The 15,665-nt window shown below is 41.3% G+C and carries 13 protein-coding genes; 6 read left to right on the forward strand and 7 right to left on the reverse strand.

Annotated features, from left to right (window positions below):
- The first annotated feature begins 8 nt into the window (after window positions 1–8).
- Together ACFQZJ_RS14985 and ACFQZJ_RS14990 are read left to right on the forward strand one after the other, a co-directional pair.
- The gene (locus tag ACFQZJ_RS14985; protein WP_379935681.1) at window positions 9–2,234 is read left to right on the forward strand and encodes a DUF4838 domain-containing protein; all 2,226 of its coding nucleotides are present in this window, start codon (window positions 9–11) and stop codon (window positions 2,232–2,234) included.
- A gap of 295 nt (window positions 2,235–2,529) precedes the next feature.
- Window positions 2,530–3,876 (forward strand): sensor histidine kinase, encoded by a 1,347-nt coding sequence (locus ACFQZJ_RS14990; RefSeq protein ID WP_379935683.1) that lies wholly within the window; start codon window positions 2,530–2,532, stop codon window positions 3,874–3,876.
- Window positions 3,877–4,376: 500 nt separating this feature from the next.
- Here ACFQZJ_RS14990 and ACFQZJ_RS14995 read toward each other — a convergent pair whose 3' ends face one another.
- From ACFQZJ_RS14995 to ACFQZJ_RS15025, 7 genes are all read right to left on the reverse strand, one after another.
- Window positions 4,377–4,736: a heavy-metal-associated domain-containing protein gene (locus ACFQZJ_RS14995; protein WP_379935685.1), complete on the reverse strand. Its 360-nt coding sequence runs from the start codon at window positions 4,734–4,736 to the stop codon at window positions 4,377–4,379.
- Between the two features lie 333 nt (window positions 4,737–5,069).
- A complete protein-coding gene (locus ACFQZJ_RS15000) occupies window positions 5,070–7,307 on the reverse strand; it encodes a TonB-dependent receptor (protein WP_379935687.1) in 2,238 nt (745 codons plus the stop codon).
- Between the two features lie 8 nt (window positions 7,308–7,315).
- Window positions 7,316–8,035 carry a heavy-metal-associated domain-containing protein gene (locus tag ACFQZJ_RS15005; protein ID WP_379935689.1) on the reverse strand — a complete coding sequence of 240 codons (720 nt, stop codon included), beginning with the start codon at window positions 8,033–8,035 and terminating at the stop codon, window positions 7,316–7,318.
- A 217-nt stretch (window positions 8,036–8,252) separates the two neighbouring features.
- On the reverse strand, window positions 8,253–9,092 hold the full coding sequence (locus ACFQZJ_RS15010) for an NHL repeat-containing protein (protein WP_379935690.1): 840 nt from the start codon (window positions 9,090–9,092) through the stop codon (window positions 8,253–8,255).
- Between the two features lie 75 nt (window positions 9,093–9,167).
- Window positions 9,168–9,794: a heavy-metal-associated domain-containing protein gene (locus tag ACFQZJ_RS15015; RefSeq protein WP_379935691.1), complete on the reverse strand. Its 627-nt coding sequence runs from the start codon at window positions 9,792–9,794 to the stop codon at window positions 9,168–9,170.
- A gap of 67 nt (window positions 9,795–9,861) precedes the next feature.
- Window positions 9,862–10,632 (reverse strand): hypothetical protein, encoded by a 771-nt coding sequence (locus tag ACFQZJ_RS15020; protein ID WP_379935692.1) that lies wholly within the window; start codon window positions 10,630–10,632, stop codon window positions 9,862–9,864.
- A gap of 110 nt (window positions 10,633–10,742) precedes the next feature.
- Window positions 10,743–11,153 (reverse strand): HYC_CC_PP family protein, encoded by a 411-nt coding sequence (locus ACFQZJ_RS15025; RefSeq protein ID WP_379935693.1) that lies wholly within the window; start codon window positions 11,151–11,153, stop codon window positions 10,743–10,745.
- A gap of 123 nt (window positions 11,154–11,276) precedes the next feature.
- Here ACFQZJ_RS15025 and ACFQZJ_RS15030 point away from each other — a divergent pair, with 123 nt between their 5' ends.
- From ACFQZJ_RS15030 to mreC, 4 genes are all read left to right on the forward strand, one after another.
- Window positions 11,277–11,732: a GAF domain-containing protein gene (locus ACFQZJ_RS15030; RefSeq protein WP_379935694.1), complete on the forward strand. Its 456-nt coding sequence runs from the start codon at window positions 11,277–11,279 to the stop codon at window positions 11,730–11,732.
- Between the two features lie 169 nt (window positions 11,733–11,901).
- Window positions 11,902–13,434 carry a bifunctional phosphoribosylaminoimidazolecarboxamide formyltransferase/IMP cyclohydrolase gene (gene purH / locus ACFQZJ_RS15035; protein ID WP_379935695.1) on the forward strand — a complete coding sequence of 511 codons (1,533 nt, stop codon included), beginning with the start codon at window positions 11,902–11,904 and terminating at the stop codon, window positions 13,432–13,434.
- A 56-nt stretch (window positions 13,435–13,490) separates the two neighbouring features.
- Window positions 13,491–14,519 carry a rod shape-determining protein gene (locus ACFQZJ_RS15040; RefSeq protein ID WP_379935696.1) on the forward strand — a complete coding sequence of 343 codons (1,029 nt, stop codon included), beginning with the start codon at window positions 13,491–13,493 and terminating at the stop codon, window positions 14,517–14,519.
- A 69-nt stretch (window positions 14,520–14,588) separates the two neighbouring features.
- Window positions 14,589–15,404 (forward strand): rod shape-determining protein MreC, encoded by an 816-nt coding sequence (mreC, locus tag ACFQZJ_RS15045; RefSeq protein WP_379935697.1) that lies wholly within the window; start codon window positions 14,589–14,591, stop codon window positions 15,402–15,404.
- Window positions 15,405–15,665: the final 261 nt, after the last annotated feature.

Here is a 15,665-nt window from a genome sequence, read left to right on the forward strand (position 1 = left end):
CATGTCCTATGAACTATCGCGCGCTCCTTCTGGTAATTACAGTTAGCCTATTCTCTTGTTCCCCTAATGACCTTGTAATAACCAAAAACGGGGCATCAAGCTATGAAATCGTTCATTTGGGAACTGCAACGGAGGGCGAATACAAGGCGGCAACGACCTTGCAGGAGTATATTTCTAAAATAAGCGGTGCGGAATTACCGTTAATGGATGAAAGTTCACAAACCACGGATACCCCTAAAATTTATGTCGGAAACATTAACGAAGATGACTTAGAACCCCAAGAAATCAGTCTAAAAACAGAAAACAAGAACATCTATATTTCAGGCGGATCGGACGAAGCTATTTCCAACGCCGTATTCGTTTTTCTTGAAGACTATCTTGGTTGTAAGTGGTATGCGCCCAATGCGGAATCTATACCAAGCTCAACCACCATTACCTTACCTACAATCGACTATAGTTATACGCCCGATATCCTTACCCGTACAGTACATTCTAGACTTTTCTATGAAAACGAGGTATTTGCAAAACAACATAAAGTAACTACCGAGGCCTTCCCACATTACGCGCCAGAAGCGAAAGTACACACCTTTCACCGTTTTATGCCAGAGGAGGTATTCTACGAGTCACATCCGGAATATTATGCTTTACGAGGTGATAAAAGACTGCCCACACAATTATGTTTGACAAACCCTACGGTATTGGAAATCGTTACCGACTCCGTTTCTGCACTATTCAAAAGAAATCCGGAAGCATCCGTGGTATCCGTAAGTCAAGACGATAACCAGCAATACTGCCAATGTGAAAGCTGTAACGCCATAGATACCGCAGAAGGGAGTCCGGCCGGAACAATGATACATTTTGTCAACAAAGTGGCCGCAGCTTTTCCGGAAAAGACCATATCTACCCTTGCATACCAACACACACGAAAACCACCTAAAACAGCACCTTCGGAAAACGTATTGATTACCCTTTGCAGTATTGAATGTGACCGAAGCGCGAGTATCGCGGAAAAATGCACCGATTTTTCGGAGGACCTATCCGGATGGAGCACCCTTACCGATAACATTAGAATTTGGGATTACACCACACAGTTCACTAACTTTTTGGCACCCTTTCCAAATATACATACCCTACGGCCCAACATTCAATTGTTCCGGAACAACAATGCCAAATGGGTCTTTGAACAACATAGCCACCACCCTAGTGAACTTTTTGAACTCCGGTCCTACCTTACCGCCAAATTACTCTGGAATCCCGATCAAGATCTTGATGCCCTGGTAACGGAATTCACCAACGGGTATTATGAGGAAGCAGGACCTTTTATAAAGCAATATGTAGACCTTATACATTCAAAAATTAAAGAAGACGAGGATTTTTTCCTGTTTTTATACGGAGATCCTTCGGAAGCTTTTTCTTCGTATTTGAGTCCGGAACTTCTCCAAGAATATACACAACTATTCAATGATGCCGAAAAAGCGATAGTCGACAAACCCGAACTTATAAATCGCGTAAAACTAGCCCGCATGGGAATCGATTTCGCCGTTTTAGAAGCCAGTAGAAAAAACCTGACACCAGACTATAGGCTTACCAGCACAAATGAAAACGGAACACAAATAACAAATCCAAAAGTGGCACTTTTGTTGGATAATTTTACGAATACGGCCAAGGAAAACAACATCACCCTAATGAACGAAATGGGATTTAAGGTAAGTGAATACGGGGCCAACTATATATCGGCTTTAGAAATAGCAAAACGAAACAATAAGGCCAAGGGAAAAAATGTGGTTTCCCTTACCGCACCTAAAAAATATGCGGAGGAAAATCCCATGGTACTTACCGATGGCGCATTGGGCGGCAGTAGTTTTTATGCCAACTGGCTAGGCTATGAAGGAAATGATTTGGAAGTAGTGGTAGATCTTGGAGAAACTCAGACTATAAACACCATATCCATGGCCTTTTTACAAGTAACCAACCACGTGGTATTCTTTCCTAGCAGTGTCCAATATTTTGGTTCTTCGGATAATAAGAGATTTACTGCTTTAGGAACCATTACCAATCCTAAGCCGTTATCCAAAACCAGTAAGATGAACGATATCCATTATTACGACCTAAAAATGCAACCACAAAAATATAGATACATCAAAGTAACTGCAAAAAACACGGCAACTCCGTATTGGCATCATGCCGCCGGATTGCCTTCTTGGATTTTTTCGGATGAGATTATCATAGATTGATTTTTCATACCTCGATTTAAAGAATTGGTTGGTGTGCCGTAAAGCATTGATGCTTTTTTTACCCCAGTTGACCCGTAACCAAAACGATATAAAGACTAGAACAATCGCGCTAAAAACAGCATTCCTTAACAAGTTTTGTGTAATCAATTGAAGTCATAGCACTTAGTTGGGCGAAATGACTTTAGAACCAAACATATAAACATCAATTGAAAGCATGATGTATTCTTTTAAACCATAACCAAAGAAATACACTAATCCGGTTACAAAGACGTTTTATATCCGTAGGATAAAACGTATGAAAGAACAAAAGAACAAAAGGGCCGATAGAAAAACAACACCCTTAAAAAACGATACGGAAGACCATATTGCGCAGCTGGAGAAAGATGCCATTATAAAAAGGCAGTTACGCTTTCAGGAGCTATTGATCAATATTTCTACCAAGTATATCAACTCAGATTTAGTGGATATCGATAAACTGGTAAACGATTCCTTGCAACAGATCGGAACCTTTGTTGAATCGGATAGGAGCTATATTTTTGCGTATGATTTCGAAAAGAACACCACATCCAATACATACGAATGGTGTGCAGAAGGGATTACCCCGGAAATACAGAATCTACAGAATGTACCTACGGAGTTTATACCCCAGTGGTTAAAGGCCCATAGAAGCGGTGACCCTTTTTATGTAGAAGATGTGAGCCTTTTACCGCTCGATGGGGAACATGGCTTACGTGCAATCCTAGAGCCCCAAGGCATTAAAAGCTTGATTACTATACCGAAAATCAAGAACAACGAACTCATTGGTTTTATAGGTTTTGATTCGGTCAGAAAGCTAAATAAGTATACAGAAAACGAAAAAGAAATTCTTTTTGTGTACGCCAATATGCTTGTTAACGTCATTCAAAGAAAGGAAAACGAAGAACGAATAAAAGAACAAGAGCGAAAAAAAGAAGAACTACTATTAAGCCTGTCCAAGCGAAACGAGGAGCTTAACGAATATGCCCACGTAGTTTCACATGATCTTAAGTCGCCTCTTACAAATGTGCACACCCTTATACATTGGTATATGGAGGAGCGCAAAGATAACCTGACCGAGGAAGACTTGAAATCCTTGAACCTTGTATTGTTAAACGTAGAGAAGATGGACTTCTTGATCAAGGGGATATTAGATTATTCTACCATAGATAAGTTAGAAGAGGAAAACCAGAACATAGATTTTAACCTAATGCTCGCAGAGCTTTTGCAAACAATACTGGTTCCCGACCATATAAAAATTGTTGTGCAAGACCCATTGCCAAGTATTTGTGGCAACAATTGGCGATTTAAACAACTTTTTCAGAATTTGATCGTGAACGCAATAGCCTATAACGACAAAGAGAGCGGTCTTGTAGAAATAGGGTATACCGATAAACAAGAGCATTACGAATTCTACATAAAGGATAATGGCAAAGGAATTAAAGAGTCCTATTTCGAGCGTATTTTTAAGGTATTTAACAAATTGGAAAATACAAGTTCTTCTAGCGGAATTGGTCTCTCTATCGCAAGAAAAATAGTTCATTATTACAAAGGGGAAATATGGTTGGAAAGCGAAGAAGGCATAGGTACCACCTTCTACTTTACCCTTTTAAAAAAGCGTGGCTAGTCCCTAGATAATACCAATTTAAGTTTTGAATGTCGTATTGAAAATTTGAATTATTTTTTTCTCAGTTTAGGAATGAAATCTAAGCATAGCATTAGCTATGGTTCTATTTTATGACGACAAATGAGTAAAAAAGAAACTTGTTTTATGCGACATCTAGAAGTTAAATTGGTATAATTATCCGGTACGCCGCGCTTGATAAGCGTCTGCCAAGATTTATTGAAATCATTGACAAAATAGGTATCTACCATTCTTAAAATTAAAATACAGACATAAAAATAGGTATGATCTACAACTTGCTTTAAATAAATACTGGGGAATACAGCCCATATCCTCAAACAACATTGAAAAAGCTAACGATTAACCCAATTATGCACCGACTTGACTATTTGTGTCATGTTGAGTAGGTGAAATCTATTTTTTAGCCAACAAAAAAGCCGCACTTAAACTTTCAAGACGGCTTTGTTAAAAATTATCAGGTCTTTATCGCCTGTATTCATTCCCTAATTATGCTTCCCACTATCATCCGTATTATCTTCCCGATATTTACAACAAGGGTGTATCCCGGAATACACCTCTTCCGTTGCCTTGAGTTCCTTGGTATCGTGACCTACGGCCACAATTGCAGTCTTTACTTTCATAGGGTCTGTTTTTCGTTCATCGATTATCAAGGACAACTCCTTGGAAGGAATATCCCAAAGCGCATACTTAACCCCCTTTACACCTAAGGCCGCCTTTTCTATGCGGGTCTTGCACATATCGCATTTTCCGTTGACCTCCATGGTCATTTTTTTATTTTTTTCTTGGGCGAAGGTAGCCGTTGTCATCACCGCCATTACCAGTGTTACTATTATTTTTTTCATGTTATTTCTATTTTTGTTTTTAATAAACTATACTTTATTTTCTTACACTCTTCAGCTGCCAGAAAGCGCTTCGACTAAGCCAAGTCTAACATCTAACCCCGCTTTCATCACTTTTAGGAAACTTCAGCGAAATTCATCACGAAGCAACTCCTCCGTCTTCCTCCCGAAAAAGGTCGGAATCCACCTCCTCTCAACTGAGAAGAGGAGCCGTTCTTATTCTATTTAAATCCCTATTAATTTATACAAACGTTATACTGTCAACATCTATTATAGTACTTCTATCAAACACGTAAGCATTAAATTAATAAACTTCCCCTTTGGTGGCTAAGGGCTTTAGGGTACTTTAAACCGAAATCCCACATAAAACATCCGACCCATTATGGGCGCATACACAATACTCGTATCAAAATTCTCGCCAAAAGGGTTGTCCAAGCCCAAAATAGGGTTCGGCTGTCTAAAATTACTTAAATTTTCTCCACCTAGGTATACTTCAACCCTAGGGGAGAAGACTTTTGTGACTTGAGCGTTCATAACACTGTAACCCTCGGCAAATTCGCCCAACCTAAATTGCGGTGGATTGGCATCGGTATTGGGCAAACGTTGCCTTCCTTGTGTATGCAAGGTATAATCAAACTTCCATAGCGATCCGTTTTCCTTGGGTTTGGTCTCATAACCTAAATTTACGAAAAACCGGTTCTGGGCCTGTAAGGGTTTTTGTAATCTACCGCTCCTATAGTCGGTTGAAACATCATAATATTTATAGGCCATTCGAAGTTCCAGGTTATGCAGGATTTCGTGGTTGACCTCTACCTGAAAACTATTGGCATAGCTTTCTCCATCGAGATTATAAAACGATATAGCGCGAGGATTTTCCCAATCTACCACGATCTGGTTCCTAAAATCGGTCCTGTAATAGTCCAGTGTAAGGTTCCCTTTTCGGTTCAGAAACGTAAAACCCTGTAAAAAGCTCACCCCGTAATTCCATGCATCCTCGGCATCAAGACCATAGATACTTCCTTCGGTGTCCAGTAATTGTATTTGACGCGAGGATGCGAACAGCTGTTGGTTCTCGGCAAAAATATTGGCCGCTCGCCTGCCCCTGCCAAAAGAACCTCTTAAACTTCCCAGTTCCCAAGGCGTGTAGCGCACGTGTAAACGTGGGGTAACAAAGGTGCCCAAACGGTTGTGCGTATCTATCCTAAGGCCGGCCGTAAGGCTTATCTTTTCCAAGTTTTCGTAGGCATACTCGAAAAAAGCTCCTGCGGAGACATCATCCCTTCCAAAATCGGTCGTGTTCACCAGTTCCTCATAATTATCGTAGGCGAAGGTCAATCCTGTCGTAAACTTGTTGCGGGTATCTCCAATAATAGAATTGAACAACAAATTGGAATACACACTATTGTGATTGATATCATATCGATTAAAACCAAAATAAGATTCTTGTTGATGGCTGCTGTACGAAGCCTGGAAGCCTAGACTTTGAAACGGTAGCCCGGGAAACACGTAGCCTAGTTTTAAAGACGTATCAAAACGACGGGTATCTATTTCGCTGCCCCATGCGTTCGTGGTAAATTTATCGGTGTCAGGGTCAAAATCGACCTCCCCTACTTGTTTTTCATCGTTCAGGTAACGGATATTAAAAAAACTGACCCACCCCGTTTCCGGATTCTGGTATTGCCAACGGTTCATGATATTTATTTGATTGGCCAAGGGCGCATCCAAGAATCCGTCTTCGTTGCCGTCCTCTTTCTGCCTCCTTGTGTTCCCGTGTATATAGAGTCCTGTACTCCACTTGTCCGACAGTTTGTGGTTAATATGCGTATTCAGCTCCAAACGACCGTTTTGATTGGCATATCCGTTCACGAAAAAAGGTAGGTCCGTCATAGGCTTTACCAACTCGGTATTTATCTGTCCGGAAATACTTTCGTACCCGTTCACCACACTGCCCGCTCCTTTGGTAATCTGAATACTTTCTACCCAAGTACCCGGGGTAAAGGTGAGGCCATAAGCCTGTGATGCACCGCGTACCATAGGAATGTTCTCTTGGGTTATGAGCAGGTAGGGACTGGTAAGCCCCAACATCTGAATCTGTTTGGTACCCGTAAGCGCATCGGAAAAATTAACATCGATGGCAGGGTTGGTCTCAAAACTTTCGGAAAGGTTACAACAGGCGGCTTTTAACAACTCTTCACTATTAATGGTCACCACGTTCTGCGCACTAAAAAAAGTTTTTTGTACGGCTTCTCGTTCTTGTTGTACCACTACTTCGTCCAATTCGTTGGAAGGACTCAAAAAATGTGTAATACTCTGGGGTTCCCTTATCGTTAATGTATCACTTTTAAACCCCACATAACTAATGATCAATTTGTCATATTCTTTGAAATAGGGAATGCTAAAAAAACCCTCATCATTGGTTATGGTACCGGTTTGGGAATCCATCCAATACACGTTGGCACCGGACAGGGCCATTTCCTTGTTTCCGTTTCGCTCAAGTACCACGCCCTCCACTACGGTTTGTGAAAAACCCAAGAGCGGTAGCAAAAGCCATAGAAGTATACTATAATTCTTCATATTTTCTTTTAAATTGTTTGAAACAACATGGCAAAGGCCATGACCAACATAATGGCATTTTCTATAAACGTGGCCTCTGTCATGGGCAGTTTTAAGGCCGTTCCCAAACAGGCACAACGGATGCTTTTTTTATCCAACAGACTCTTGGTTACGCCAACGGTCGTGATACCTAAAATTATAATCGTGATCACCAAGGCTACTGGTACTTGAATACGCATTAAAAACAACAATCCCAGTGCTAATTCGATAAACGGATATACCCAAGCATAGGCAGGAAGGACTTTCGCTAGTGGGTCGTACATGCGAAAGCTATCCGGAAAGCCTTTTAAATCGAGTAACTTAAAAAAGCTGAATACGATGTAAAACAGCCCCATAAAATCCAACATGGCCTCGGAGGTACTCCAATCCTTATAATTCAACAAAAAGGCTGCGGCAAACAAGTAGGCGAATATCAGCAGTAAAGGTTTTAACTGCTGTAGTTTTGATTGCTCTTCCTCTTTGGCCATCATTTCCATAACATGATTACCCTTTTCGGAAATACTATATTTTTCGGGCAGGGCCGATTTAAAGGTATTCAAACCAATATGTGCATTCATTTGAATCACCGCCTCGGATGTTTCAAGATCTATGGCCACATCTTCCACCCCATCTATGGCGGATAATTTTTTCTTGACCGATGCAACGCAGCCATTGCAAGTCATTCCGGTTACTGTGTAGGTATGTTTCATTAGTATTTTCTTAATTAAACGTCATTTGATAAATGAATGTGCGCCTGATGTTAAACTAAAACCTCGTTATTGATTTTTAATAGTGTCAATACAGGTCTAGTCTAGAAACCATTAGTTCGCAAATGGACTTCGACTGCCCAGCGTGCAATTGAAGCCGGCGCTCAGCCTCACATTTTAGCCCTGATACAAATATCCTTGCTATTGTTCATTAGTAGTTTTATTCGACCTCAGAACGCGGCACCTCATCAAAATTAAACACATTGATCTTTCCGTTCCTGTAGTTGATCACGTAAAGCTGGCTATTGAACAGCATTAGATCGGTAGCCTTTTCTATGTTTTGAGAAATTTCCTGTAGCAGTTTTCCTTCATGGTCAAAAATCAGCACGCGGTCATTTTCAAAATCGGTCACAAATACTTCTTGCTCCGATACAAAAATTCCCGTTGCAGCGTTCATTTTTTGATCCTGACCCATCATTTTCACAAAGCCCCCTTTTTTATCAAAGGCTTGAATTCGGTTATTGTACGCATCGGCCACCCAAATCAGGGAATCGGTGATTTGCACATCCGTAGGATAATAAAATTCGCCTTGCTTCTTTCCTTCCTTACCAAAGGAAATCCATTCGTCTCCATCTGAATATAAAATCCTATTGTTGTAAAAATCGGCAATCGCTTTTTCATTCTTAAAGACCGACACACCTGCGGGGGCATCCAGACTATCTTTCAATGCCAGAACTCCCAACACTCCGTTTTTTAGAGTGGCAATGTTATCTTCTCCATATTGGGGAATATAAAGGGATTCCCCATCCGCATCTATATGCATAGGCCGTTCCAGGGAATCTACCTTTTGCTCAATCTTACCGTTGGCATCTATTTGAACCAAACGGTTATTATCGCCATCGGAAAGCCATAATTTACCATCCAATGCGACAATTCCAATGGGGTAAACCCCTTCTAATTGAATGGTTTTCACAAAGACCCATTCTTTTGGAACCGCCTCTTTTTGTTTGCAAGAAGCGACAACCAATACTCCTAATAGTACTAAATATATGTATTTCATTATGTATTTTTTTGGCCTTAGGACGCAATCAAAAACAAGGTAAACATCCTTGATTGCGCCTATCCCTATTGCTATTTATCTGCTTATTCTATCGTAATGACAGCATCCGGGCAACTGATCGTATGTTCCTGTATCCGCCTTGTGGTTTTTAGTATCGTGCCCCGCTTTTGCAATGGCCATTTCTATTTCCGACAGGGTCGTTTGGGCCGCATCAAAAGAGACCTTCATCATTTTGGTGTCCTTGTCCCAGGATATTTCCGAAACTCCGGAGACACTTTTGCCAGCTTTTAGGATACGTGCCTCGCACATCCCACAATTGCCGGCAACCATGAGATTTTTGGTAACGGTACCTTCGGTTTTTTCGGAAACCAATTGCGCTTCCGATTCCTCTATCGTACCGTCCGCTCGTTCTATTTTGGCCGTAATAGGCGTATAGCCCGCCTTCTCTACCTGCTCTTGGACCGCTACCAGTGTTAGTTCTTTTTCCGCGGGATAGGCAAAACTAAAATCGCCCGTCTCAATATCTATTTTTACATTCTTAATACCCTTGAACTCCTTGAACTTTTTCTCCAATCCGTAAGCACAGAAAGGACATCCGAGTCCGTCTACCTGTACCATAAATTTGTCCATTGCTTTCTGGGCGTTTGCCCCAAACACGGTCATCATCCCAATGACCAATGTTATTACTATCGTTTTTTTCATGTTTGTATGTTTTACTATTTTAAATTCATAAACTTTATAGGGTAATTATACCCTTTGGCGGTGCCGACTAAAATGTAAATCGACCTCCAAAAAATAAGCTGTACCGTAAATTTCTGCCAGCCTCAAAATCACTTACCAGAGGGACTTGGACCGCTAGTTCAAAGGTGGCTGCCTTTCTTGCATACTGTATGCCTTGCGCATAGAGCAACTGGTACCAATCGCGCTCTACCAACCAAGAGCTGGTATATTCAAAAAAGAGGTTTATTTGTTTGTTGGGGTACTGCGGTTTCAGGAGCGGAAGTCCAAATCCCAACTTATATCGAAATTCGTCCATAGTACCATCGGGCATTGCATTATAGCCCAGCTCATTGGAAATACCGTATTTAAGGGTTTCGTAACCGGCAACCAAACCATAGTAACCGGCATACTTGCCCATACTTAGATCCATAAGGTCCAATTCCTCTCCAGTAGGCAAGCTCTGCACCGTTTTGGCCGCTACCCTAAAGGTCTTACCGGTAGCATCCTTTCTAAAAAACTGGTATTTCCCAATGATTTTGATATCGGCCAGGGAACTGCCGTTTGCTCCATTATCGATGTTGTAATCCAAATAAGGAATATCCACTCCGACAGAAGAATTGGACGAAGGCAGGTAGCGCATCATCAGCGGCACATAGGAAAAGGTTCCACGCTCCGTATGCCGTATTTCCGTTAGCGACCTAGCGGTAAAACTACCCGCACCGAGCATAATCGGTTTATCGGCCATAATAGGCGGCCCTTGTGCCACGGAAAAGTTTCCGAATGCCATGGCTAGGACTGCTAGCCAAACTATATGTTTCATAAAGTTTTAATTTGATGTTTCCCAAAGTATTGGGTAATTAATTTAGTGCTCCCGCAAGGATAAAACCTAGCGGAGCGTATACCAAAAATATCCTCTAGCGAGGAGCTACATCAAATTAAAAATGTTTCGTCAAGCAACTGTATGTCCTTGACTATATGTGGGGGTGGGTAGTATTCGTTTATACTTGTACGCTGTTCCAAAGCGGTAAACAACGTAACATAGGCATGCGTAAATGCAACTAAAAAGATTTGCTGATCTAGGCTAATGTCGTTAAAGGAAATCTTTAAATCGTCCTGACCTTGCAGGGTAAGCACCTCATCGCCACAGCACGGGTTCTCCAAGGTGTCATCGCCCATGGCCTGCATGGCGGCATACATACCACAATCATCGGCCTTGGCAAAAAGCGCTACATCCATCACACGCCCCATACAGGTATGCTTTTCAATGGTCCAAGAGACCGTTGAAAGTAATAGCAAAGCGGCCATTACCAAGGATAGTATTTTATGTACTGCTTTTTTCACATTGCAAAGGTAGCATTTTTGAATTGCCTACATATCGGGTTAACGAATATTTAAGGGATTTGGTATTGTCAGTTCTAGAATTAAAATCGACTTTTGAAGTATATTTTTTAAAATAGACCAAGTATGTTAGAGCTCCTAAGATCAAAAATAACGGCAATCACTACCTCGGCAAAAGAAACCGATGCCAAACTGCAAGAAATTTGCGACTTGCTAAAAGAAAGCGTTGCCCATTACGATTGGGTAGGGTTCTATTTTAGGAACGGGACGAAGGAAGAACTAAAATTAGGGCCCTACGCCGGTGCACCTACAGATCATACCATCATCCCCTTTGGAAAAGGTATTTGCGGACAGGTAGCGGTAAGCAATAAAAATTTTGTGGTGCCCGATGTTCAGGCACAGGACAATTACATTGCCTGTAGCATTACCGTAAAATCGGAAATTGTGGTGCCCTTGTTCGTAAAAGGGAAAAATATTGGCCAAATCGATATCGACTCCAATACACCGGACCCATTTACCGAGAAAGACGAGCGATTTTTGGAATTTGTGAACGAAGAAGTCGCTAAATTCATTGAAGCATAGGTAAACTAGTATTCCTTCCGGTGCCGTGATTAGACCTGTCCGGTTTTAAAAACCCGACAGGTCTCGTTATAAGTGTAAAACTTTCCCGTTTTGTTGATAACCTAAACCAAAAAACCACATTAAAAAAATTACTTTTGTGGCCATATACTATTAACCACAAGCACTATTCATGAACACCGTAAAAAAAGCGACGTCAGCCTTAATTTCCGTATTCCACAAAGACGGATTGGAACCTATTGTTAGAAAATTCCAAGAACTTGGTATTACCATCTATTCCACCGGTGGTACCGAAAAATTTATAAAAGACCTTGGGATAGATGTGGTACCGGTAGAGGACGTAACTAGCTACCCCTCCATTCTGGGCGGACGCGTTAAAACATTGCACCCTAAGGTTTTTGGTGGTATTCTTAACCGTCAGGACAATGAAAGTGATGTTGCCCAATTGGCCGAATTTGACATTCCCCAGCTGGATATCGTTATTGTTGATCTGTATCCCTTTGAAAAAACGGTAGCCAGCGGAGCTTCGGAGCAAGATATTATCGAAAAGATTGATATTGGCGGAATTTCATTGATACGTGCCGCCGCCAAAAATTTTAAGGACGTAATATGTGTGTCCTCAATGGAGGACTATTCAGAATTTTTAGAGGTAATATCCAAGGACAACGGAAACACGACATTGGAAGACCGTAAGCGTTTCGCGGCAAAATCCTTTAACGTTTCCTCCCATTACGACACGGCCATTTTCAACTATTTTAACCAAAACCATGATATTCACGCGTTAAAAATTAGCGAGACTACCGGCAAAGTGCTGCGCTACGGGGAAAACCCACATCAAAAAGGATTTTTCTTTGGAGATTTTGACGCCATGTTCTCCAAACTACACGGTAAAGAACTCTCCTATAATAATTTATTGGATGTCGATGCCGCGGTGAATTTAATGGGGGAATTTAAAAACGATGCGCCAACCTTTGCCATTTTAAAACACAACAATGCGTGTGGATTGGCTCAGCGAGAGAGCCTTCACCAAGCGTATGTTGATGCCTTGGCCGGTGATCCCGTTTCCGCATTTGGCGGTGTATTGATCAGCAATAAAGAAATTGATAAGGCCACGGCCCAAGAAATACACCAACTATTTTGCGAAGTGGTCATTGCTCCCGGGTATACAGCGGATGCCCTTGAAATCCTTAAAGGGAAGAAAAACAGAATTATCCTGATCCAGAACGAAACCGAAATGCCTAAAATGCAGGTGCGTACCTGTTTAAACGGGATATTGCTGCAAGATAAAGACCATAAGACCGATGCCATTGCCGATCTAAGCTATGCAACGGATACCAAACCGTCCGAGCAAGAGCTAGAAGACTTGATTTTCGCATCCAAATTATGTAAGCACACCAAGTCCAACACCATTGTTTTGGCGAAGAACAAGCAATTGTGCGCAAGTGGTACCGGGCAAACCTCGCGTGTAGATGCCCTAAACCAAGCCATACACAAGGCACAATCCTTTAAATTTGACCTCAAAGGTGCCGTAATGGCCAGTGACGCCTTCTTCCCGTTCCCGGATTGTGTAGAGATTGCGGACAAGGCAGGTATCACCAGTGTGATTCAACCTGGAGGTTCTATTAAGGACCAATTGAGTGTAGATTATTGCAATGCGAACGGAATTTCGATGGTGATGACAGGTACACGTCATTTTAAGCATTAATTTTACTACTTTTGTCGATGAAATGCATCATTTTATCCATAACCAAACTATAATCTATGGGATTTTTTGACTTCTTGACCGAGGAAATTGCTATTGACCTAGGTACGGCAAACACCCTTATCATACATAACGACAAGGTAGTTGTAGACAGTCCATCTATCGTAGCAAGGGACCGTATTAGTGGCAAAATCATCGCTGTTGGCAAAGAAGCCAATATGATGCAGGGTAAAACCCACGAAAACATAAAGACGATCAGACCTTTAAAAGACGGCGTAATAGCAGACTTTGATGCCTCTGAAAAGATGATCAATATGTTTATCAAGAACATTCCGGCGTTAAAGAAGAAGTGGTTTCCACCAGCGTTACGAATGGTCATCTGCATACCTTCGGGAATTACCGAGGTAGAAATGCGTGCGGTAAAGGAATCTGCGGAACGCGTAAACGGCAAGGAGGTTTATCTAATACACGAACCTATGGCGGCAGCTATCGGTATAGGGCTTGATATTATGCAACCCAAAGGAAACATGATCGTAGATATAGGTGGTGGTACTACCGAAATTGCAGTCATTGCCTTAGGTGGCATCGTATGCGACAAATCCGTTAAGATTGCGGGTGATGTGTTCACCAACGACATTATTTACTACATGCGCACCCAACACAACCTGTACGTTGGCGAAACAACTGCAGAGGCAATTAAAATAGAAATTGGTTCCGCAACGGAAGACCTACAATCCCCTCCGGATGAAAAGTCTGTTCAAGGACGTGATTTATTAACAGGAAAGCCAAAGCAGGTTCAGATTTCCTACAGAGAAATTGCGAAAGCATTGGATAAATCCATTTTACGAGTAGAAGATGCGGTAATGGAAACACTATCCCAAACTCCTCCAGAGTTAGCCGCAGACATTTACAATACAGGTATTTATTTAGCCGGTGGAGGCTCCATGCTACGTGGCTTGGACAGAAGATTATCACAAAAAACCGATCTTCCGGTCTACATTGCAGAAGACCCGTTGCGCGCCGTAGTTAGAGGAACCGGGATAGCACTCAAAAATCTGGAACGCTATAAGAGCATCCTTATAAAATAATTTCAAGTCGGCCAGAATACCTTATTAAAAGGAGCAAGAAAAATAAGCATTTTGAAAATTTAGTGGTGAATGCAGCAGATTATAAATTTTCTGATCCGATATAAAACGTTTTTACTTTATGTCTTTCTTTTGCTCATTACCTTCGCATTTACATTTCAATCGCATACGTACCATCAATCTAAATTTTTAAATTCTGCCAATTATATATCGGGAAGTATTTACGAACTATCGTTCAAGACCACTTCCTATTTTGACCTTAGAGAAGAAAACGAACGTTTATTAAGGGAAAACGAAACGCTCAGACACCAGCTCTACAACCAAGAAACAACCCTCGCCCCAAAACTGGATAGCAGCATTACCTACAGCGTAATTACGGGGCAAGTCGTCAAAAATAGTTTTTCGAATCAGCGCAACTACATCACCATTAACAGGGGAGAAAGGGACAGCATTGTCCAAGACATGGGAGTAATCACGGATAAAGGCATCTTGGGAATCGTTGAGAACACGTCTAAAGGTTTCGCATCTGTCCAGAGCATCCTAAACGACAAATCCAAGATCAACGCAAAAATCAAGAATTCCAACCATTTTGGATCTTTGGTTTGGGATACAAAGAGCTACACCACGGTACAACTTACAGACATACCCAGATTAGCACCTTTAAAAATTGGTGATACCATTCTCACCGGGGCAAGCAGCAGTATTTTTCCCGAAAATATTCCAATTGGCACTATTTCAAGGTTTGATCTTGACAGTTCCAAAAGTTTTTACTTTATAGATGTAAAACTCTTCAACGATATGACAAACGTGAAAAACGTTTATATCATTAAAAATCTAAACCGTGAAGAAATAGAACGATTAGAGTTAGAAACCAAAACGGATGATTAGCAGCTCCTTCTTAACCAACCTATTAAGATTCTCACTATTAGTATTAGTGCAGACACTTATCTTCAATAGGCTAAACTTTTTTGGTTTTATCAATCCCTTCATATATATCCTATTTATCTACTGGTATCCAATAAAAGAGAATAGAACTACATTTTTAATCGCCAGCTTTTTGCTGGGATTTTGTATCGATATCTTTTCGGATACTTTAGCCCTAAACGCAGCGGCCGCTGTTACCATAGGCTATTTTAGACCTGTTCTTAT

It is taken from the genome of Maribacter chungangensis (assembly GCF_042676845.1).
In the GTDB taxonomy this organism is placed as follows: Bacteria; Bacteroidota; Bacteroidia; order Flavobacteriales; family Flavobacteriaceae; genus Maribacter; species Maribacter chungangensis.